This is a genomic window from Kitasatospora sp. NPDC096077 (assembly GCF_040303245.1).
In the GTDB taxonomy this organism is placed as follows: Bacteria; Actinomycetota; Actinomycetes; order Streptomycetales; family Streptomycetaceae; genus Kitasatospora.
This window is the reverse complement of the sequence record NZ_JBEOSV010000005.1, coordinates 136177-155519: the sequence shown is the minus strand read 5'-3', so window position 1 is coordinate 155519 and position 19343 is coordinate 136177. Positions and strand designations below refer to the sequence as shown.

15 protein-coding genes and 1 riboswitch are annotated in these 19343 nt (G+C 71.0%); of the genes, 6 read left to right on the top strand and 9 right to left on the bottom strand.

The window, feature by feature from the left end; genetic code table 11:
* Nucleotides 1-278: 278 nt before the first annotated feature.
* From ABTZ03_RS07590 to ABTZ03_RS07575, 4 genes are all read right to left on the bottom strand, one after another.
* On the bottom strand, nucleotides 279-1832 hold the full coding sequence (locus tag ABTZ03_RS07590; RefSeq protein ID WP_400920382.1) for a glycoside hydrolase family 3 protein: 1554 nt from the start codon (nucleotides 1830-1832) through the stop codon (nucleotides 279-281).
* A gap of 6 nt (nucleotides 1833-1838) precedes the next feature.
* Nucleotides 1839-2666 (bottom strand): carbohydrate ABC transporter permease, encoded by an 828-nt coding sequence (locus ABTZ03_RS07585; protein ID WP_350511932.1) that lies wholly within the window; start codon nucleotides 2664-2666, stop codon nucleotides 1839-1841.
* Nucleotides 2663-3691, bottom strand: coding sequence for a carbohydrate ABC transporter permease (locus ABTZ03_RS07580; protein ID WP_400920380.1), 1029 nt, complete (start codon nucleotides 3689-3691; stop codon nucleotides 2663-2665). The genes ABTZ03_RS07585 and ABTZ03_RS07580 overlap by 4 nt, the downstream gene beginning before the upstream one ends.
* Nucleotides 3692-3833: 142 nt before the next feature.
* Nucleotides 3834-5117 (bottom strand): extracellular solute-binding protein, encoded by a 1284-nt coding sequence (locus ABTZ03_RS07575; protein WP_350511930.1) that lies wholly within the window; start codon nucleotides 5115-5117, stop codon nucleotides 3834-3836.
* Between the two features lie 337 nt (nucleotides 5118-5454).
* On the opposite strand from ABTZ03_RS07575, the gene ABTZ03_RS07570 reads away from it, so the two are divergent.
* The 6 genes from ABTZ03_RS07570 (at nucleotide 5455) to ABTZ03_RS07545 (ending at nucleotide 12417) form a co-directional block, all read left to right on the top strand.
* Nucleotides 5455-6246: a GntR family transcriptional regulator gene (locus ABTZ03_RS07570; RefSeq protein ID WP_350511929.1), complete on the top strand. Its 792-nt coding sequence runs from the start codon at nucleotides 5455-5457 to the stop codon at nucleotides 6244-6246.
* Nucleotides 6247-6632: 386 nt separating this feature from the next.
* On the top strand, nucleotides 6633-6896 hold the full coding sequence (locus ABTZ03_RS07565; RefSeq protein WP_350511928.1) for a DUF3311 domain-containing protein: 264 nt from the start codon (nucleotides 6633-6635) through the stop codon (nucleotides 6894-6896).
* Entirely contained in the window at nucleotides 6893-8503 is a 1611-nt protein-coding gene (mctP, locus tag ABTZ03_RS07560; protein WP_350511927.1) for a monocarboxylate uptake permease MctP, read from the top strand. The genes ABTZ03_RS07565 and mctP overlap by 4 nt, the downstream gene beginning before the upstream one ends.
* Nucleotides 8504-8658: 155 nt before the next feature.
* A complete protein-coding gene (locus ABTZ03_RS07555; RefSeq protein WP_350511926.1) occupies nucleotides 8659-9498 on the top strand; it encodes a histidine phosphatase family protein in 840 nt (279 codons plus the stop codon).
* 104 nt (nucleotides 9499-9602) lie between these two features.
* Nucleotides 9603-10097 (top strand): GNAT family N-acetyltransferase, encoded by a 495-nt coding sequence (locus tag ABTZ03_RS07550; RefSeq protein ID WP_350511925.1) that lies wholly within the window; start codon nucleotides 9603-9605, stop codon nucleotides 10095-10097.
* Between the two features lie 136 nt (nucleotides 10098-10233).
* Entirely contained in the window at nucleotides 10234-12417 is a 2184-nt protein-coding gene (locus ABTZ03_RS07545; RefSeq protein ID WP_350511924.1) for an SGNH/GDSL hydrolase family protein, read from the top strand.
* A gap of 6 nt (nucleotides 12418-12423) precedes the next feature.
* Here ABTZ03_RS07545 and ABTZ03_RS07540 read toward each other — a convergent pair whose 3' ends face one another.
* The 5 genes from ABTZ03_RS07540 to ABTZ03_RS07520 form a co-directional block, all read right to left on the bottom strand.
* Nucleotides 12424-13617 (bottom strand): glycoside hydrolase family 113, encoded by a 1194-nt coding sequence (locus ABTZ03_RS07540; protein ID WP_350511923.1) that lies wholly within the window; start codon nucleotides 13615-13617, stop codon nucleotides 12424-12426.
* Nucleotides 13618-13632: 15 nt separating this feature from the next.
* The gene (locus ABTZ03_RS07535) at nucleotides 13633-15084 is read right to left on the bottom strand and encodes a glycosyltransferase family 2 protein (protein WP_350511922.1); all 1452 of its coding nucleotides are present in this window, start codon (nucleotides 15082-15084) and stop codon (nucleotides 13633-13635) included.
* Between the two features lie 64 nt (nucleotides 15085-15148).
* Entirely contained in the window at nucleotides 15149-15994 is an 846-nt protein-coding gene (locus tag ABTZ03_RS07530) for a hypothetical protein (RefSeq protein ID WP_350511921.1), read from the bottom strand.
* A gap of 155 nt (nucleotides 15995-16149) precedes the next feature.
* A complete protein-coding gene (locus ABTZ03_RS07525) occupies nucleotides 16150-17613 on the bottom strand; it encodes a glycoside hydrolase family 26 protein (RefSeq protein ID WP_350511920.1) in 1464 nt (487 codons plus the stop codon).
* A 139-nt stretch (nucleotides 17614-17752) separates the two neighbouring features.
* Entirely contained in the window at nucleotides 17753-18664 is a 912-nt protein-coding gene (locus ABTZ03_RS07520) for a hypothetical protein (RefSeq protein ID WP_350511919.1), read from the bottom strand.
* 438 nt (nucleotides 18665-19102) lie between these two features.
* Nucleotides 19103-19243: riboswitch (cobalamin riboswitch) on the top strand.
* Nucleotides 19244-19343 lie beyond the last annotated feature (100 nt).

Below are 19343 nucleotides of genomic sequence, written 5' to 3'. Positions count from 1 at the left end.
GATGCATGGACTCTGGCCTAGACCAAGGGTGGTGTCAACGGCCAACAGGCCCTGTGGTCAAGGCCGTTGCAGAGCCGTTGTACCGAGTGGCGATCAGTCGCCGGGCCGTCACCGTAGGTAGGACTTAAGGTGGATTTAAGGCCCGCTTGAGGGAACACGGTCATTCGGCGGGAGTCCGGGTCAACGCCCGGGAAACAACACGGGCCCGTCATGCGACATGCGCATGACGGGCCCGTCGGCCGACGTCCCCGGACAGCGCCGGTGACGTCCGCCCGGACTCAGCCGATCGCCCCCGGCTGCCCGGTGAGCACCTCCACGGCCGCCAGCCCGCAGACCCGGGCGGCACCGTGGGTGGCGATGTACAGCGCGCCGACCGGCTCGGACTGGGGCAGCCCCATCTCCACCACGGCGGCGTCCGGCCGGGCCGCCACCAGGCGGCTCAGCGCGGCGGCCATCCAGGCATGCCGGTGGGCGTCCCGGACCACCAGCACCAGCCGGCGGCCCTCGGCCCCGGCCACCAGCTCGGCGACCAGGGCGTCCAGCAGCTCCGGCGCGGCCTCGGCCGCCGACACCTCACGGGTGCGGGTGCCCGGGAAGCGGTCGGCCAGCATGCCGGCCACGCCCCACGGGGTCACGTCGCCGACCGCGATGTTCGGCTCGTCCGAGAACGAGGCCACGTACGGGCGCTCGCTCACCGGCAGCACCTCGCGGCCCGGCGCCCGGACCACCCGCAGCGCCCGGCGGGCGGCCCGCAGGCCCACCGCGAGGTCCGGCTCGGCCTGCTCGCCCTGGGCCGCGATCCGGCCCCAGCTGCCCAGCGCCCGGACCCGGTCCGCCGCGTCCGCCAGCCGCTCCTCGGTGAGCCGGCCGGAGCGCACGCCCGCCACGATGGCGTCGCGCAGCATCAGCACGGTCTCCTCGTCGGCCAGCCCGCCGCCGACGCAGATCGCGTCCGCGCCGGCCGCCAGCGCCAGCACGGTGCCCTCGCCCATCCCGAAGGTGTCGGCGATGGCGCCCATCTCGATCGCGTCGCTGACGATCAGGCCCTGGTAGCCCAGGCCGCCGTCGGCCGGGGCGGCGCGCAGCAGGTCGCGCAGCACGGTCGGGCTCAGGGTGGCCGGCAGCTTCGGGTCCAGCGCCGGGACCATGATGTGGGCGGTCATCACGGCCTTGGTGCCGGCCGCGATGGCGGCCTGGAACGGGATCAGGTCACGGGTGCGCAGCACGTCCAGGTCGACGTCGATCACCGGCAGGCCGTGGTGCGAGTCCACCGCGGTGTCGCCGTGGCCGGGGAAGTGCTTGGAGCAGGCGGCCACACCGGCCGACTGCAGGCCCTCCACCCAGGCGGCGGTGTGCCGGGCGCACAGCTCCGGGTCGGCGCCGAAGGAGCGGACGCCGATCACCGGGTTGCGCGGGTTGGAGTTGACGTCCGCGGTGGGCGCCCAGTTGTAGTTGACGCCGGCCGCGGCCAGCGCCCGGCCCAGCTCACGGGCGACGTCCCGGGTCAGCGCCGGGTCGTCGATCGCGCCGAGGGCCAGGTTGCCCGGCCAGGAGGAGCCGGAGCCGGCCTCCAGCCGGGTGACGTCGCCGCTCTCCTCGTCGATCGCGATCAGCAGATCGGGGTTCTCCGCGCGCAGCGAGCCGGTCAGCGCGGAGAGCTGGTCGAGGTCGACCACATTGCGGTCGAACAGCGCGACCGAGCCGAGCCCGGCAGCCAGGTGGCGGCGCAGCCAGGCGGGCGGCTCGGTGCCGACGAAGCCGGGCTGCAGGACGGTCAGGGCGTCCCGGTGGAGCTGGTCGCTGTCCGGGGCGGTGGGAATCAGGATGCTCACGGTGGCTCAGCCCTTCACGGCGCCGTCGGTCAGACCGCCGACCGCCTTGCGCTGGAGGAAGACGAACAGGATCAGCACCGGGACGGCGAACATCGTGGAGGCCGCCATGGTGGCGCCCCAGTCGTTGCCGAAGGCGGTCTTGAAGGAGGAGAGCCAGAGCGGGAGGGTCTTGCCCTGCTCCTTGTTGACGATCAGGACGAGCGGGAACTCGTTCCAGGCCGTGATGAACCCGAACAGCGAGGTCGACATCAGCCCCGGGGCCAGCAGCGGGAAGATCACCTTCACGAAGGCCTGGGTGCGGGTGCAGCCGTCCACCATGGCCGACTCCTCCAGCTCCTTCGGCACCGCGGCGATGAAGCCGCGCAGCGTCCAGATGGTGAAGGGCAGGACCATCATCATGTAGAAGAACGTCAGCGGCAGCAGGCTGTTCAGCATGTCGTTGTCGCGGGAGATCATGTAGACCGCGATGGTCATGACCTCCCAGGGCGCCATCTGGGCCAGCATGATGACCAGCACGAAGGCCTTGCGGCCGCGGAACCTCATCCGGGCGACGGCGAAGGCCGCCAGGGTCGCGATCACCAGGGAGATCAGCACCGCGCCGACGGTGACGGTGATGCTGTTGGTGACGTACGTCCAGAAGTTGGGCGCGTTCACCGCGGTGGTGAAGTGCTCGAAGGTCGCGTCGAAGGGGATGAAGACCGGCGTCTTGCTGATGATGTCGTTGTTCTGTTTGAACGCGGTCGCGATCATCCAGTAGACGGGGAAGATGAAGAAGACGATGAGGACGACCGCGATCACGTTCGGCCAGGTACGTCCGAAGAGAGAGCGCCTCACAGCTCGTCCTCCTGCTTGATCATGATGCGGAAGTAGTAGGCCATCAGGACGCCCAGCATCAGGATGGTGAGCACCGCGATCGCGGCGCCGACGCCGTAGTGCTGGCTGCCCGAGCCCTCCAGGAAGGCGTGCACCGGCAGGGTCCGGGTGAGCTTCTCGGGGCCGCCGCCGTTGATCGCGTAGATCTGGGTGAAGGACTTGAACACCCAGATGACCTCAAGGAAGGTCGTGGCCAGGAAGAAGGGCTTCAGGTTCGGGAAGATCACCGAGCTGAAGATCTTCGAGGAGCCGGCGCCGTCCATCCGGGCGGCCTCGTAGAGCTCCTTGGGGATGGTGGTCAGACCGGCGTACATGTTGAACGCCACGAAGGGGATCGACATCCAGACGATCAGCAGGATGACGACGAAGAAGGTCGAGTACTCGTCGCTCATCCAGTTGTAGTTGGCCATCGAGTGCCAACCGAGCTTGTCCAGGAACCAGTTGACGACGCCCCAGTTCTCGTCGAACAGCCAGGTGTAGACCGTGGTCGCGGCGACCACCGGCATCGCCCAGGCCATCAGCAGCGCGATCGACAGCGCCAGCCGCATCTTCTTGCCGAGGTGGTTGAGCAGCAGGCCGACCAGGGTGCCGCCGACCATGATCAGCACCACGTTGACCAGGGTGAAGACGACGGTGCGCCCGGTGACCGACCAGAACTCCGGGTCGCTCAGCTGCTCCTTGTAGTTGTCGAAGCCGGTCCACTCGGTCAGGTGCATCACCAGCTGGCGCCGGTTGAGGTCCTGGAACGACAGCAGGAAGGTCTTCAGCAGCGGCCAGCCGAGCAGGACGATGGTCGCCACGGTGGCCGGCAGCAGCAGCAGGTACGGTGCGGAGCGGGCGCCGAGACCGGGGCCGCCCGCGGATCTGGTGCCCTTCGGCGCGGTGCCCTTGGCCCCGCCGCCGGCGGCACCGGTGTCGATCTCGGCCACAACAGCCCTCCCTGACTCCGGGGACTGCGTCTGCACCCGGTCCGAATGCACAGCCATCGTTCTCACTTCCTCACAACCCGGCCACGACGGACGGGCGCCGCCCACCGACCCCCCGCCGGGGGCCGGTGAGCGACGCCGCGGGGGGCCTGTCCCCAACGCCGCCACGCAGGCGGGAGTTCGAAGACAGGCCCCTGATGCCTTAGTTCTTCTGGTTGAGCCGCTTGGCGATCTCGTCGTCGTACTTCTTCGCGGTGGACGCGTAGTCGGCGCCCTGGAGGACCGCGGTCAGGAAGTCCTTGATCGGGTTCGGGACGTTCTCGACGCTGGCCCAGTTCGGGGTGATCGGGGTGGTCCCGCCGACCGCGGTGGCCACCTGGGCGGCGGTCGCGAAGTCACCGGTGATCTGGCTGTTCAGGGCCGGCTTGTTCGGGATGTCGCCGGCCGCGGCGACCAGGCCCTCGTTCTTGTCGTTGAGGGCGACCTTCAGGAAGTCCTTCGCCATGTCGGTGTTCTTGCTCTGCGAGGCGATCGCGAGGTTCGAGCCACCGATGAAGACGCCGGACGGCTTGTCGGCGGTCTTGCCCGGGATCGGGAAGAAGCCGATCTTGTCCTTGGCCATGGCCTTCTCGTCCGGGAGCTCCCAGCCGAGGGCGATCATGGTGCCGATGTCACCCTTGGCGAAGACGTCCTTCTGCTGCGGGGTGGCCTCGTCCTTGTCCTTCGGACCGGTGACCGAGTAGCTCTGCAGCTTCTTGTAGGTCTCGAAGGCGCGCTGCGCCTCGGGGGACTCCAGGCCGCCGACCCACTTGCCGCCCTCCTGCTTGGCGATCTTGCCGCCCTCGCCGACCAGGAAGCCGAAGTAGGTGTACCACTCCTGGCCCGGCAGGTAGATCGGGTCGGTGACGCCCTGGGTCTTCTTCAGGGTGTCCAGGTCGGCGTAGAACTCGTCCAGGGTCTTCGGGGCGGCGGTCAGGCCGGCCTTGGCCCACAGGTCCTTGTTGTAGGCGACCACGCGGTTGGAGACCCACCACGGGGCGGCGTACTGCTTGCCGTCCAGCATCGCGGCCTCGTTCTGGTTGGCGGCCCAAGCGTCGCCACCCAGCGCGGACTTGTCCTTGGTGATGTCCAGCAGACCGCCGGAGGCGGCGTAGCCGGAGGTCTGGGTGTTGCCCAGCTCCAGGACGTCGACCGAGCCCTCGGAGAGCGCGGCGGTGATCTTCGGGCCGATGTCGGTCCACTCCTGGGTCTGGAAGTCGACCTTCGAACCCGGGTAAGTGGTCTCGAACTCGGACTTGACCGAGTCGGTCCAGCCCTTGGGGGCCGAGCCGCTCATCGTCCACACCTTGAGCGTCTTGCCCTTGTACTTGTCGGCCGCGCTGGAGGACGACGAACCGCTGTCGTCCTTCTTGCCGTCCGAGCTACAAGCCGCGAGACCGACGACCATGGCCGCGACGCCGACCGCCGCGATGAGCTGACGCTTCACGCCATCCTCCTGAGGGATGCCTGGGTTACCCCCGTCGGGTGGCAGCGGCATACCCACGCAAAGCGGGAGAAGAGGTGCCGCGGAGCCCTTCGAACGGGTGGGGGGATTCATCGTTACCGATCTAGTGGTGTAGACCAGCTGCCTGGAGCTTGGCCTAGACCAATGGGCCTGTCAACGGCTGTTCGACCGATCTCGACCACCCGTTATCAAGCCGACACCGCACATCGTTCATCGCGTGATGAGGTATTCGTTCCGTAGCCATACATGCAACGATGTGATCCGTTAACGATGTGGCGGGGCGGTAAAAGGCCCCGCGAGAAGCGGGAGAACAGGTCCGATGAGCAGCGACGGGGGAACCACCGCCCAGGCCGACGACCCCGAGGCGAAGAGCCTCGCGACACCGGCCGGCGCCGACCCGACCGCGCGCGTCCCCAAGTACTACGGCCTCAAGCGCCACCTCCTCCAGCTCACCGAGACCCAGCCCGCGGGCACCCCGGTCCCGCCCGAGCGCGCGCTCGCCGCCCAGTTCGACACCTCGCGCACCACCGTCCGCCAGGCCCTCCAGGAACTGGTCGTCGAGGGCCGGCTGGAGCGCATCCAGGGCAAGGGCACCTTCGTGGCCAAGCCGAAGGTCGCCCAGGCGCTGCAACTCACCTCCTACACCGAGGACATGCGCGCCCAGGGCCTGGAGCCCACCTCCCGGCTGATCGAGATCGGCTACATCACCGCCGACGACCGGCTCGCCCCGCTGCTGGACATCAAGCCCGGCGGCCGGGTGCTGCGGATCGAGCGGCTGCGGCTGGCCAACGGCGACCCGATGGCGATCGAGGTCGCCCACCTGTCGGCCAAGCGCTTCCCCGCCCTGCGGCGCAATCTCGCCAAGCACAACTCGCTGTACGCGGCGCTGCGCGAGGTCTACGGGGTCACCGTGGCCGAGGCCGAGGAGACCATCGAGACCACCCTCGCCAACCCGCGCGAGGCCGGCCTGCTCGGCTCCGACCTCGGGCTGCCGATGCTGCAGCTCTCCCGGCACTCCTTCGACGGGGACGGCGATCCGGTCGAGTGGGTCCGCTCGATCTACCGCGGCGACCGCTACAAGTTCATCACCCGGCTGAAGCGTCCCGAGTAGTCGGGCGCCCCTCGCCCACCACGGGCACCGGCGTGCGCGGTTCGCGCGCGCCGGTGCCCGTTCGCTTTCCCGCGCTTCCCCCAGCGTTCGCACGCATCCGTGCACGTCCCTGCGCGTCCGTGCGCGTCCGTGCGCGTCCGTGCGCATCGGTGTACGGGCGCCCGAGCGCCCGTTCGCGTCCGGATGGCGGGAAGTTGCACCGTATCCGGTGACATGGATCACTCCATGCCCTAGATTGCGCAGCCGTACTGACTGCCGATCACCGATGGTGCTGCTCGGCGGGCTCACGGGGCACGTGCGGTGCCCCGGGGCTGCGGCGCCGACGGGGAGAGCCCTCCGGAGCGGAGCCGAAGATGCCGTCTGAACAGTCCCCCGACAAAGCTGTCATGGCCGAGCCATCGGACAGATCCGTCCCGGCGGTGACGCCCGAGCGGGTGCTCGCCGGGCTGGCCCTGCTCGTGCCGATCGTCGCGATGCTCTGGGTCTCCTCCTACGACAAGACCGACCCGGCGGTGTCCGGGGTGCCCTTCTTCTACTGGTACCAACTGCTCTGGGTGCCGGTGTCGGCCGTCTTCACGGTCGCCGCCTACCTGTTGATCAACCGGGACGAGAAGGCCCGCAAGGCGGCCCGGGACGGCGGTGCGCGATGAAGGACGTCAACGTGCCGGCCCTGGTGGTCTTCGCACTCTTCTTCCTGCTGGTCACCGTGATGGGCTTCCTCGCCTCGCGCTGGCGCCGCGCGGGCGACGCCGACCACCTGCACGAGTGGGGCCTGGGCGGGCGCAGCTTCGGGACCTGGGTGACCTGGTTCCTGCTCGGCGGCGACCTCTACACCGCGTACACCTTCGTGGCCGTCCCGGCGGCGGTGTACGCGACCGGCGCCGCCGGCTTCTTCGCGGTGCCGTACACGATCGTCGCCTACCCGCTGGTCTTCCTCTTCCTGCCCCGGCTCTGGTCGGTCTCCCGGGTGCACGGCTACGTGACCCCGGCGGACTTCGTCCGCGGCCGGTACGGCTCCCGGCCGCTGTCCCTGGTCGTCGCGCTGACCGGGATCCTGGCCACCATGCCGTACATCGCGCTGCAACTGGTCGGCATCCAGGCGGTGCTGGACGTGCTCGGCGTCGGCGGCGGGGAGAACGCCAACTGGTTCGTCAAGGACCTGCCGCTGTTCATCGCCTTCGGCGTGCTGGCCGCCTACACCTACTCCTCCGGCCTGCGGGCCCCGGCGCTGATCGCCTTCGTCAAGGACGCCCTGGTCTACATCGTGATCATCGTCGCGGTGATCTACATCCCGATCCGGCTCGGCGGCTACGGGCACATCTTCGACGCGGCCGCGGCCCACTTCAAGCAGACCAAGTCCGGCGGGCTGACCCTCCCGGACAACAAGCAGTGGACGTACGCCACGCTGGGGCTGGGCTCGGCGATGGCGCTGTTCATGTACCCCCACTCGGTGACCGGCGTGCTGGCCTCCAAGTCCCGCAACACCGTGCGCCGCAACATGGCGATCATGCCCGCCTACTCGCTGATGCTCGGCCTGCTGGCCCTGCTCGGCTTCATGGCGATCGCGGCCGGCGTCGGCAGCGGCGTCAAGGGCTACAACTCCCAGCTGTCGGTGCCGCAGCTGTTCGCGAGCATGTTCCCGGACTGGTTCACCGGCGTGGCCTTCGCCGCGATCGGGATCGGCGCGCTGGTGCCGGCCGCCATCATGTCCATCGCGGCGGCCAACCTGTTCACCCGCAACGTCTACAAGGAGTGGCTCAAGCCCGCCGCCACCCCGGCCGACGAGACCCGGATCGCCAAGCTGGTCTCGCTGCTGGTCAAGGTCGGCGCGCTGGTCTTCGTACTCGGCATGGACAAGCAGGCCGCGATCAACCTCCAGCTGCTGGGCGGCCTGTGGATCCTGCAGACCTTCGTGGCGATCGTCGGCGGCCTGTTCACCCGCTGGTTCCACCACTGGGCGCTGTTCGCCGGCTGGGCGGCCGGCATGGTCTACGGCACCTGGACGGCGTACGGGCTGGCCAGCCCGGCCACCAAGCACTTCGGCGGCAACGCGGCCGAGATCCCCGGCATCGGCGAGATCGGCTACATCGGCCTGACCGCCTTCGCGCTCAACCTGATCGTCGCGGTGGTGCTCACCCTGGTGCTGCGGGCGGTCAAGGCGCCCCAGCTCCCGGACGAGACCAAGCCCTCCGACTACAGCGCCGAGGGCGGCGAGGACGAGCGGGACAACGCGCCGGAGCCCGTAGCGGCGCACTGATTGGCCCTGCGCGCGCCCTGTGATCGCGCCGCCTTCTCCGTGAACACTGGAGGAGGCGGCGCGATCATATGTATGAACAGGCGTGCACGCCGGGCACCACCAGACCGGACCGGCATCCGGCCGGAACCTGATCGACCCACGGGGAGCTCGCGGCCATGGCAGAACTCGGCACCACCCTCAACGGCCAGCACCAGTCCACCCAGAACCCGCACCCGTCCGTCCAGGGGGCGCACCAGGCCGTCAACGGGACGCACCACCTCGGCTCCGGCCACCGCCCGACGGCCGGCCGGCTGCCGTCCGTGCTGATCGCCACCCGGCACGGCGAGTCCACCGCCAACGTCGAGTTCCAGCTGGCCGAGGCCGTCGGCGCGCTCAGCGTCCCGATCAGCTGCCGCGACGCCGACATCCCGCTCTCCCCGCACGGCCAGCAGCAGGCCCGGGAACTCGGCCGCTGGTGGGCCGCCCTGCCCGGCGCCGACCGGCCGCACCGCGTCTGGTGCTCGCCGTACGTGCGCACCGCCGAGACCGCCCGGATCGCGCTCGCCCAGGCCGCCGCGCTCGGCGCGGTGCCCGTCACCCTCGCCGTCCGGTACGACGAACGGCTGCGGGACCGCGAGCTCGGCATCCTGGAGATGCTGCCCAAGGCAGCCATCGAGGCCAAGCACCCGGAGGAGGCCGCCCGGCGGCGCAAGATGGGCGAGCTGTACTACCGCCCGCCCGGCGGCGAGTCCTGGGCCGACGTCGCGCTGCGGGTGCGCAGCCTGCTGCGGGACGTCTGCGAGGAGGAGGCCGGACGGCCCGTCCTGCTGGTCGCCCACGACTGCACCGTGCTGATGCTGCGCTACGCGCTGGACCGGCTCACCGAACAGCAGTTGATCGACCTCGGGCCGGTGCACAACTGCTCCACCAGCCTGTGGCGGGCCCAGGACGGGCGGCTGCGGCCGGAGCACTGGAACGACCTGGGCCACCTGGACGGCGCGCCCGGGGCCGGCTGAGCGGCGGCGGCCGGCCCGCCTCGGAGACGGCCCGGGTGGCGGCCCCGGGTGGCGGCGGGAACCCCCGGGTACGAACCGCCGAACGCCTCCGGCACACTGGCCGGATGGACTACCTCATCCGCCACGCCCTCCCCCAGGACCTCGAAGAGGCCGGCCGGATCACCGTCGACGCCTTCGTCGGCGACGGCTTCACCCAGCCCACGAGCGGCTACGTGGAGCTGCTCCGGGACGCCGAACGGCGCTCCCGCGAGGCCGAGCTCCTGGTCGCCGTCGACGCGGCCGACGAGCGGGTCCTCGGCTGCGTGACCTTCGCCGTCGGCGGCACCGAGTGGGCCGACATCGCCACCCCGCGGGAGGGCGAGATCCGGATGCTCGCCACCGCCGCCGTCTCCCGCGGCCGCGGCGTCGGCGAGGCCCTGGTGCGCGCCTCGGTCACCCGCACCCGCGAACTCGGCCTGGCCGGCATGGCCTTCTCCACCCGCCCCGAGATGACCACCGCCCACCGCGTCTACGAGCGGGTCGGCTTCCGACGCACCCCGGAACGCGACTGGGCGCCGTACCCGGGGATGAACCTGATGGTCTACACCATGGCGTTCTGAGCCCGGCGGACCGTCGCACGGTCCTCCCCCTCCCCGGCGACCGGCAGACGATCAACAGACGTCTTTTGATATAAACCACAGATCAAGACACGTCTTGACACGTCGTGACAGTCGATCGACCGGGGGGACGCAACACATGGACGACGGGTCCGGCCTCGGCACGCCCGCGAGCGGGCCCACGCTCCAGGACATGCGCGAGGCCCGGGGCACCCTGGCCCCGACCGCCAGCCGCTACGCGATACCCGCACCCGTGCCCCGGCCGCGCGGCCCGCTGCCGCCCTCCGTCCGCTTCAAGGCGGTCGACGGGCTGCGCGGCCTCGCGATCGCCTCGGTGCTGCTGTACCACACCGACTGGTTCCAGAACGGGCTGTTCGGCGTGGACGTCTTCTTCGTCCTCTCCGGCTTCCTCGTCAGCCTGGTGCTGATCCGTGAACTGGACCGCACCGACGGCATCCGGCTCGGCGTCTTCTACCGCCGCCGGGCGAAGCGGCTGCTCCCCGGGCTGTTCACCACCATCATCCTGGTCGTCGGGTTGTCCGCCCTGGTCAGCCCGCTGCGGGACGTCAGGGACCTGCGCCCGCAGGCGCTCGCCGCGCTCGGCCAGGTCGCCAACTGGGCCCAACTGGCCCGCGGCGACGCCTACTGGCAGCACTTCGCCTCGATCGACCCGCTCGCGGCCATGTGGTCGCTCAGCATCACCGAGCAGTTCTACGCGGTCTGGCCGCTGCTGCTGCTCGTCCTGTTCGGCCTGTGCCGCCGCTCGCTGCGCGCGACCGGCATCGCCACCGCGGTGCTGTTCGCGGTCTCCGCCGCGGTCGCCCCGCTGATGTGGAACGGCCACAACAGCGACCGGCTCTACCTCGGCACCGAGACCCGTGCGGTCGGCTTCGCGGCCGGCGCCACCGCCGCCTTCGGGGTCTACCTCTGGCTGCGCCGCAAGGCCCGCGCCACCGACGCCGCCCGCTCGCACCGGCTCGGGGGCACCGCTCTGCCCACGCTGGTCGGCACCGCGGCCCTCGGTGGCCTGGTCTGGGCCAGCCTCTCCGTCGGCAGCTACCACGACCCGCTGCTCTACCGGGGCGGGCTGGCCGTGGTGGCCGCGCTCGCCGCGGTCCTCACCGCCTCGCTCTGCCACGACCGCGGGCCGCTGGTGTGGTTGCTGTCGCTGCCCCCGCTGCGGCTCACCGGCACCATCTCGTACAGCCTCTACCTGCTCCACCTGCCGGTGTACTGGCTGCTCCAGCACTACGTCGACGACATCTCGCCGCAGCGGCTGCTGCTGATCGGCGCGCCGGTGTCGTGGGTGCTGGCCTGGCTGCTGCACACCGGTACGGAGAAGCTGCGGGTGCTGCGATGGCGGGTCTTCCCGGCCGTCCCGCTGCTGGCCGTCGCGACCGCGGTGGCCACCGCGGGGGCCTGGTACCTGCCCGCCTGGGTCACCCACGACATGCGTTCCGGGCCGAGCGGCAAGCCGGTGGTCCTGGTGCTCGGCGACTCCTTCGCCCAGGACCTCGCCACCGGCCTGTACCGCCACGGTGACCGCTACCGGGTGGTCGACGGCGGCATCAGCGGCTGCGGCGTGTTCGACCCGGACAAGGTGCGCACCACCTCCCAGGAGGAGTTCGACACCGAGGCGGACTGCCGGGACCGGGCCGCCGAGTGGGACCGGCAGCTCACCTCCGCCGCGCCGCAGGCCGTCCTCGTCCACCTCGGCTGGGACGCCGCCGAGCAGTACCTGGACGGCACCTGGCTCAACCCCTGCGACGACGACTACCGCAACCGGTACCGCACCCAGCTCACCCAGGCCATGGAGCAGGTCCACCGCCGGGCACCCGGCGCCCGGGTGCTGCTGATGAACGAGCGGGTCGAGAACGGCGCCGTCAACAAGACCTGGGGCAACTGCTACGACCAGCAGGTCTCCGAGTTCGTGAAGGCCTCAGGCGGCACCGTCCGGCTGGTCGACCTGAACGCCTTCTACTGCCCGTACGACACCTGTGTGTGGAAGGACAAGGACGGCCACTGGGTCACCCCCGCCAACGACGGGGTGCACCTCACCCCGGCCGGCATGCGGTTCGTGACGCCGTGGCTGGAGCAGCAGATCGCGGACGGGCTGGCCGGGGCCCAGCCGGACCACCCGGCCGCCCCGGCGCCGACGGCGACCCCCACGCCCACGCCCACACCCACACCGACGGCCGGTGCCACCCCGACCCCGACCCCGACCCCGACCACCGGCAAGCCCGCCACGCGACCGGGTTCCCCTCGTCCGGCCCACACCCCGACCGGCAGGGCGACCGCCGGTGAACCCCCGGCGCAGCAGTAACCGCCGCTACGCGGGCGGCACTTCGTAGGTCTGCGCGAAGCAGTCACGGATCGCCTTCTCGGACCCCGAGCGCCCCGCGTAGTCCATCCGCGGGGTGTCCGGGGTGGGCGGCAGGGTCGGGTCGATGCCGAAGTACAGCGACCAGAAGTACAACCCGCTCAGCTTGCGCTGCTCGGCCACCCGGCACACCGCGGTGAACCAGGTGGCCTGGACGGCCTCGTTCACCTCGGTCTTCTTGTAGTACTCACCGGGTGTCTTGTACGCGCCCTTCTGCGCCGGGATGCCCACCTCGGTGAGCTTGGTGGTCGGCTGGGCGCCCGTGCCGCGCTTGTCGAGCCATGCGTTCCAACTGGCCTCCAGGTCACCGATGGGGGCGTCGTCGTCGGAGTTCCTGGCCGGCGGGTAGGCGTCCACGCCGGTCACGTCGGTCGGCACCGCGATCGGGGCCTTGGACCAGTTGTCGAAGTTCGCGTCGTACGCCACCTCACCGTGGAAGGTCTTCCGCGCCTGGTCGATCAGCCCCGGCCAGTGCGGGTCGCCCTCCAGCGAGTTGAACTCCGTGCCGATGGTGAACTCGGCCGCGTCGTGCTCCTGGGAGACCTTCAGGTACGGCTCCAGAAAGGCGGCATAGCTGGCGAACCAGGCGTCCCGGTCGGTCGGCGCGATGTTGCCACGCCACTTGAGGGTGTGGACGTAGTCGAACACGTCCTCGTCCATGATCGGACGCACGGTGGTGCGCAGACCCGCCCGGTGGGCGGCGTCCAGCAACAGGGCGAGGCGCTCCGGGGTGGGCGAGGTCGGGCGGGCGGCGACGGCGTTCGACTTGGTACCGGTGGTGTAGTACGGGAACGTCACCGACAGGGAGTTGGCGTTCAGCCCGACCACGTACTTGACGATGCGGTCGACCTTGCCCTGGACGAAGTTGTCCGGGTCCGCCGGGTCGTCCAGCCAGTACACCTGCACGCCCCACTCGGGGCTCCCCTTCGTCCACGGACGGGCCACCTTGGGGCCGGTGTCCTCGACCGGCGGCGCGTCCTTGCCGAAGCCCCAGACCCGGCCCTGCTCGGTGGGGGCGGCGAGGTGGACGGTGGAGGGGCTCTGGTGGTCGAACCGGATCGGGTGGTCCCCCCACACCACGGGGACCGCCACGGCGACGGCGACGACGACGGTCGGCAGGACGAAGATTGCAGCGCGCTTCACAGTCGTGCTTTCCGATCAGGCCGGCTTGGCGATGACGACGAACTTGTTCTCCTCGCCCTTGAGGAACTTGATCAGTCCCCGCAGGCCGCCCCAACCCTCCAGGAAGGAGAACACCGGGATGCAGGCCACCACGACGATCGGCTCCCACCACTTGCGCCGGTGGTTGGCCGAGGCGACCACGTTCAGCCGCAGCCCCTCCCAGTACGTCCAGATGACGTAGGCGAAGTTGATCGCCCAGAGCAGCACCACGGACTGGGTGACCGGCGAGGTGTTCCAGGTGCCGGTGAACCAGGCGACCAGCAGCACCAGGCCGACGTGCTGCAGCGGGCCGAGCACCCAGCTGACCATGCCCATCCCGATGAACAGCCGGTACCGCAGCGGGATCGTCTTGTTGAAGCAGAGCGCGACCAGACCCCAGGCCCAGCGCTCGCGCTGCTTGAGGAAGTCCTTGACCCCGGCGGGCGAGGCGCCGTAGCAGCGCCCGTTGAACCAGTCGCTGCGGCCCGGGTAGCGCTGGCAGAAGTTCAGCGCCATCTGGGCGTCCTCGACGATGGTCTTCGGCCCGAAGTCCCAACCGATGGTGGCCTCCACCGAGGAGCGCACGATCAGCAGCTCGCCGTGGACGCCGGCGATCGGGGTTCCGGTGCCGGTCATCGCACGGAAGCGGGCGATGTCGTCGGCCGGGCGGATCGCGTCGGCGAGCCAGGTGAAGGTCGAGACCGCGTTCTCGCGGGGGTACGTCAGGATGCCCTGCGCCATGTGCTTGGCCTCGTCGCCGGCCCGGCGCTGTCGGTTGACGAACTGGGCGACGGCCGCGGCGGTGTCCGGGCCGACTCCGGTGTCGTCGTCCATGTGCAGCACCCAGACGTCGTCCTCGGCCTCGCCCTCCTCGATCCGCAGCTCGTGCGAGTAGTGGTTGGCGCGGGCCTTGAACTTGGTGCCGTTGGGCGTCTCGTACGCCTTCGGCACGGTGACCACCCGGATCAGCGGGTGCCGGGCGGCCAGGTCGTCGATCTTCTCGGCGGCGGCGCAGCCCTCCTCGGTGAGGATGTCCACCCGTAGCCACGGGAAGTAGGGCGGCAGATGCTCGACGTACGAGAGCACCGAGCGCTCCAGCGCCGGGTAGGTGTCGTGCCGGCCGATGGTCGGCACCAGCACGATCAGGAAGTCGTCCTCGACCGGCGCGGGCGGGGTCATCCGCCCCACCTGCCGCAGCCGGCGGCGGACCATCAGCACGCCCTGGAAGCCGATCAGCACGCCGAACACCGGCATGCCCCACAGGATGGTGATCGCCCATCCCAGCGGGGTCGGGTTGGGCACGTACGCCCAGATCGAGAAGGCGAAGATGATCAGGAAGGCCACGTAGAACGGCAACACCCGGGGCTTCCACGACATCTGTCGCTCGGCGAGCCGGGCGGCCTCGCGCGAGGTGGTCAGCACCGTCCGCACGGGGGCTGTCGATGGCATGGCGAAAATCGTTCCTCGTCTGGTGTCGGTCCGGCCCCGGGCGGGGCCGGTCGTTCACGGGCGGTCAGGTCTGCGGCGGCCGGTCCGCCGACGGCCGGTCGGTGGGCGGCGGCGCGACCGGTCCGGGCGCCACCGGGCCCGGGGCGACGGGCGGGGCGGCGGGCCACTGCTGCTGGGCGTAGGGCGGCTGGTACGGGGCGGGCGGCTGGGCGTACGGGACCGGCGACGCGGGCTGGGGCTGGACCGGCTGGGGCTGAGCCGGCGGCCAGGCGACCGGCTGCGGCGGGACCTGCTGCTGCCACACCGGCTGGGCGGGCGGCTGCTGCGGCCACGCGGCCTGCGGCTGCGGCTGCGGCTGCGGCTGCGGCTGCGGCTGCGGCTGCGGCTGCGGCTGCGGCTGCGGGTACAGAACCGGATTCGGAGCGGACGGGACCGTCTGCAGGATCGACCAGTGCGGCTCCCCACCCGACTCCCCGGCCCGCTCCCGCCACTTCGACCGGGCCAGCAGCACGATCAGAGTCGCGGTGACGACCACCCCGAGCCCGAAGGTGGCGAGCTTCAGCCAACCCTCGGTGGTGCCGGTGAACCACTCGCGCTGGGGTTTGTCGAGCAGCGCGCCGGTCAGGCTGCGCACCCGGTTGTAGCCCTCGACCAGCGCGACACCCGCCGCCACCCCGAGCGCCCAGCCACGCCCGCGCAGCAGGAGGATGCCCGAAACCAGGTAGAGCAGGCCGTAGTTGAGGCTCCCGGTCTCGGCGTCCACCGACGACCCGCCGTAGTAGAAGATGCCCTTGAGGTAGGTGGCGAAGCCCACCTGACCGAAGCAGTTGTACGCCGCCCAGGCGAGCAGCACCACGCCCCAACCGACCGCCAGGGCGCCGACCCCGCGCATCGGACGCGTCTGTGTCATCCCCTACCCCCGCCCCTCCGGGCCCTCTCCCGACCGTGTACCGAACAACCCCACGGTTTCGCCGCCACAGAATGCCACACACCGCAACGGGCCCGGAATCCAACCCGTTCAACGCGGTGGTCACCGGTTCCCGGCAGAGGTGCGGACCCGACGGCTCAACGGACGTGAAGACCGCCCCAGTCGATGCCCGGACCGAACGCGCCGGAGCCGCCCGTGAGCACCAGCGGGCTGTGGTAGGTGGCGTTGACGTCGGCCGCCGTGTTGCGCGGCTGGTCCGGGGTCAGGTTCTTCTCCGTGAGCGACTGCCCCCAGACCGTCCAGATCGTCCACGGCGTGCGCCGCAAGGTGTCCGGCTGGCGGGAGTTGACCGGGACGGCGAAGGACTCGGCCAGCATCCGCGGCTTGTCGTAGGCCGCGAGCCCGTCGTAGTAGCGCTTGGTCCACACCTCGCCGGTGCCGATCGGGTGCGCCGGGCTGCCGCTGTAGTCGTCCACGCCGACCACGTCCACGTACTGGGCGCCCGGGTAGTAGTCCCACGGGTCGACGCCCGGGGCGCCGTCCCAGGACACCGGCGTCCAGACGAACAGCAGGTTGTGCAGCCCCCTGGTGTCCACCAGGTAGTGGTAGGTGATCCGCCACAGCGCCTGGTACTCGGCCGGCTTCTGGCCCGCCCACCAGAACCTGCTGGCACAGTCCTGCACGTTCATCTCGTGATACGGGCGCAGCAGCACCGGCACGTCGTGCGCCGCCAGGTACTCCAGGTGATCCGCCAGGTACGAGAGGTCGGACACCAGCGCCCGGTACTCGGGGGTGTCGTGCTGGCTGTCCACGACCCGGCCGAACCAGCCGGGGTCCTTGGCCGTGGGGGAGTTCGAACAGAGCACCCGGTCGAAGGACTTGACGTCCGATCCGGGGTAGGGCTGGTGAAAGGACATCCCGACGATCCCGGCCGGGGCACCGCCGTTGTCCGGCAGTTCGGTGCTGCTGCCGTCGCAGTTGTGCTGGACGCCGGAGGTGCCGTAGGTGCCGTCGTCGGCGCGTGGGTGGCCGGACCAGACGGCGGCCAGCAGGTCGACGGCGTCGTCGGTGTACTGCCAGCCGGGTCGGCAGGTGGGCCAGCGGCCGGCCGAGTAGGAGCGCGGGTTGCCGACGCCCCAGGCGCTCTGGCCGTAGCCGGGGCCGAGGTCGGTCTCGACGAAGCCCGGCAGCTTGCCGGTGATGTCGGCGGCCTTCCGGTAGTAGTAGCCGACCTGCTTGGTACCGCGATAGTCGCCGTACTCGGGGTTGTTGCGCTCGTTGTGCGCCTCGACGTGCTGGCCGATCACCGTCCCACCGCTCTTCCCGGTACGGGCCTGGCTCTCCAGGTCGGTCAGGAACTGGTCGACGGCGCGGGCGTTCGGCGAGGCCTGCGGATCCCGGGCCAACAGGTCCCGGCCCACGTCCGGCGGCAGGGTGCGTCCGGGCGCGCCCACCGACACCGGTGCCCGGGAGGGCTGTTCGACGTCGCTCCGGTCGGTCCGCCCGTCGCGGCCCAGCAGCACGAACGCGCCGGTCGCGACGACCGCCCCGGCCACGGCCAGGACGGCGGGCTTGCCGCGCAGGGCACTGGGCAGCGCCACGGACCACTCCTCCGGTTGCTCGCCGGTACCGACCCCCACGGACCCAACCGGAACACGCGTACGAATGACTGCCCGAGAGCCTGTCACACTCCCCCGGCCCCCGCGAACGAATCCGCCGGGACCGGGGTGTCGGGGGAGGTCAGCCCGCCGGAGCCGGGGGCGGCGTGCCCTGCGCTCCCGGCGCGGCGGAGCCCGCGGCCTTGGCACGCTGCAGCAGTTGGCCCTTCACGTACTCGGAGAATCCGGAGGCCGCCGCGGTCGCCGTGGCGTCGGGGTTGTTGCCGCCCTTCGCCGAGCCCTCGACCGTGAAGTAGGCGTACCGGCCGAGGCTGTTGTGGGTGTTGGTGCAGCCGGGGTTGGCACAGAAGGCCGGGGCGCCGGCGGCCGGCAGACCCTTGAGCTGGCCGGCGTAGTTCTTCATCGCGGTCTCGGCCTGGATCTTGTGGTCGAAGACGGCCACGCCGACGGTCACCGCGCTGTCGCCGGAGACGTACGTCGCCCGGAGCACCTTCTGGCACCCCTGGTCGCCGAGCACCTTGCCGAGCCCGCCGGTCGTCGAATTGCCGTCCCAGCACGGCTGGTCCAGTGCGACCATGGTCCGGTTCCAGGTCGCGCCGTTGATCGTCAGCTGCTGCGCGGAGAACAGCGCGCCCGCGTCCTGCGGCGCCGGGTCGGTCGCGGCCTCCCAGATCGGCTTCGACGGGTCGTCCGTCTGGCCGGACTGTCCCCCCGGGCTGCCGGACGGGCTCGACGGCGTGGCCGTGGGCCGGCCGGAGGCGGTCGAGGTCTGGCCCGCGACCGCCTTCCCACCGTCGTCCTTCTTGCCCTGGAGCAGCACCGCGCCGCCCGCGGCCAGGCCGCCCACCACGACGACCGCGGCGACGATGCCGATCACCTTGAGCCTGCGCTTGCGCTTGCCCTCGGCCTCGTTGCGGTCCGCCAGCGCCGCCCAGTCGGGTTCGGCGCGCTGCGTCGGAACGGGCTGCGGAGGCTGGGGCTGCTGCTGCCACTGCGGCTGCGGCTGCGGCGGCTGGGCCTGCGGCTGCGGCACCGGAGGAACGGGCTGGGGAAGCGGCTGCGCGGACGGCGCCACCGGCCCGTACGAGGGCGGCGGCGGGCCGAAGCCCCCGCTCGGCGGCGGCACCGGTCCCGGTACCACCGGCTGCTGATTCCGTGCGCCCCCCGGCCCGGCGGGAGACGTTCCCTGCGGCCCGTGCCCAGGTACGCCAGTTCCGTCGCTCATGCGCCCAGATCGTAGGGCATGCGCCCGACCGCCGATCCGCCCGGTGACCATTCCGTGCCGGAACCGGGACGCCGTCGGCGCGGACCGGGGCGTCCCGTACACACGACCGGGCTTCCCGACGGCCTCACCCGGGCCTCCGGCCGCCTCTGCGAGGCCTCCCGCCAAGCGCCGCAAGGCCCCTCGCCCGACACCACCGGTCATCGCTCCAACACGCCACGCCGCACTACATGTGGTGTCGCATCGGAGAGATGCCACTACATGTATGCTCGCTTCTGCTGTCGATGCAGGGGAACCCGGTGCGAATCCGGGACTGCCCCGCAGCGGTGTGCGGGCGGCTCCAGGAGCCGCGCCGCGAGTCCGAGTACCTGCCGACCAGCGTGCGCACGGCCCTCCCGCAGAGGCCGCACAAGCACCAGTACGACCCCTCCGGGCCTCGCGGGCGGGCCGGGGAGACACCTCTCGCGACGTCGTTTGCGTTCGCGCCGTG

Bases quoted from the DNA above. Each gene is read 5' to 3' on its own strand.
- ABTZ03_RS07530 (WP_350511921.1), bottom strand. From the start codon at position 15,994: ATGACACAGACGCGTCCGATGCGCGGGGTCGGCGCCCTGGCGGTCGGT.
- ABTZ03_RS07555 (WP_350511926.1), top strand. From the start codon at position 8,659: ATGGCAGAACTCGGCACCACCCTCAACGGCCAGCACCAGTCCACCCAG.
- ABTZ03_RS07570 (WP_350511929.1), top strand. From the start codon at position 5,455: ATGAGCAGCGACGGGGGAACCACCGCCCAGGCCGACGACCCCGAGGCG.
- ABTZ03_RS07535 (WP_350511922.1), bottom strand. From the start codon at position 15,084: ATGCCATCGACAGCCCCCGTGCGGACGGTGCTGACCACCTCGCGCGAG.
- mctP (WP_350511927.1), top strand. From the start codon at position 6,893: ATGAAGGACGTCAACGTGCCGGCCCTGGTGGTCTTCGCACTCTTCTTC.
- ABTZ03_RS07545 (WP_350511924.1), top strand. From the start codon at position 10,234: ATGGACGACGGGTCCGGCCTCGGCACGCCCGCGAGCGGGCCCACGCTC.
- ABTZ03_RS07580 (WP_400920380.1), bottom strand. From the start codon at position 3,691: ATGGCTGTGCATTCGGACCGGGTGCAGACGCAGTCCCCGGAGTCAGGG.
- ABTZ03_RS07565 (WP_350511928.1), top strand. From the start codon at position 6,633: ATGGCCGAGCCATCGGACAGATCCGTCCCGGCGGTGACGCCCGAGCGG.
- ABTZ03_RS07550 (WP_350511925.1), top strand. From the start codon at position 9,603: ATGGACTACCTCATCCGCCACGCCCTCCCCCAGGACCTCGAAGAGGCC.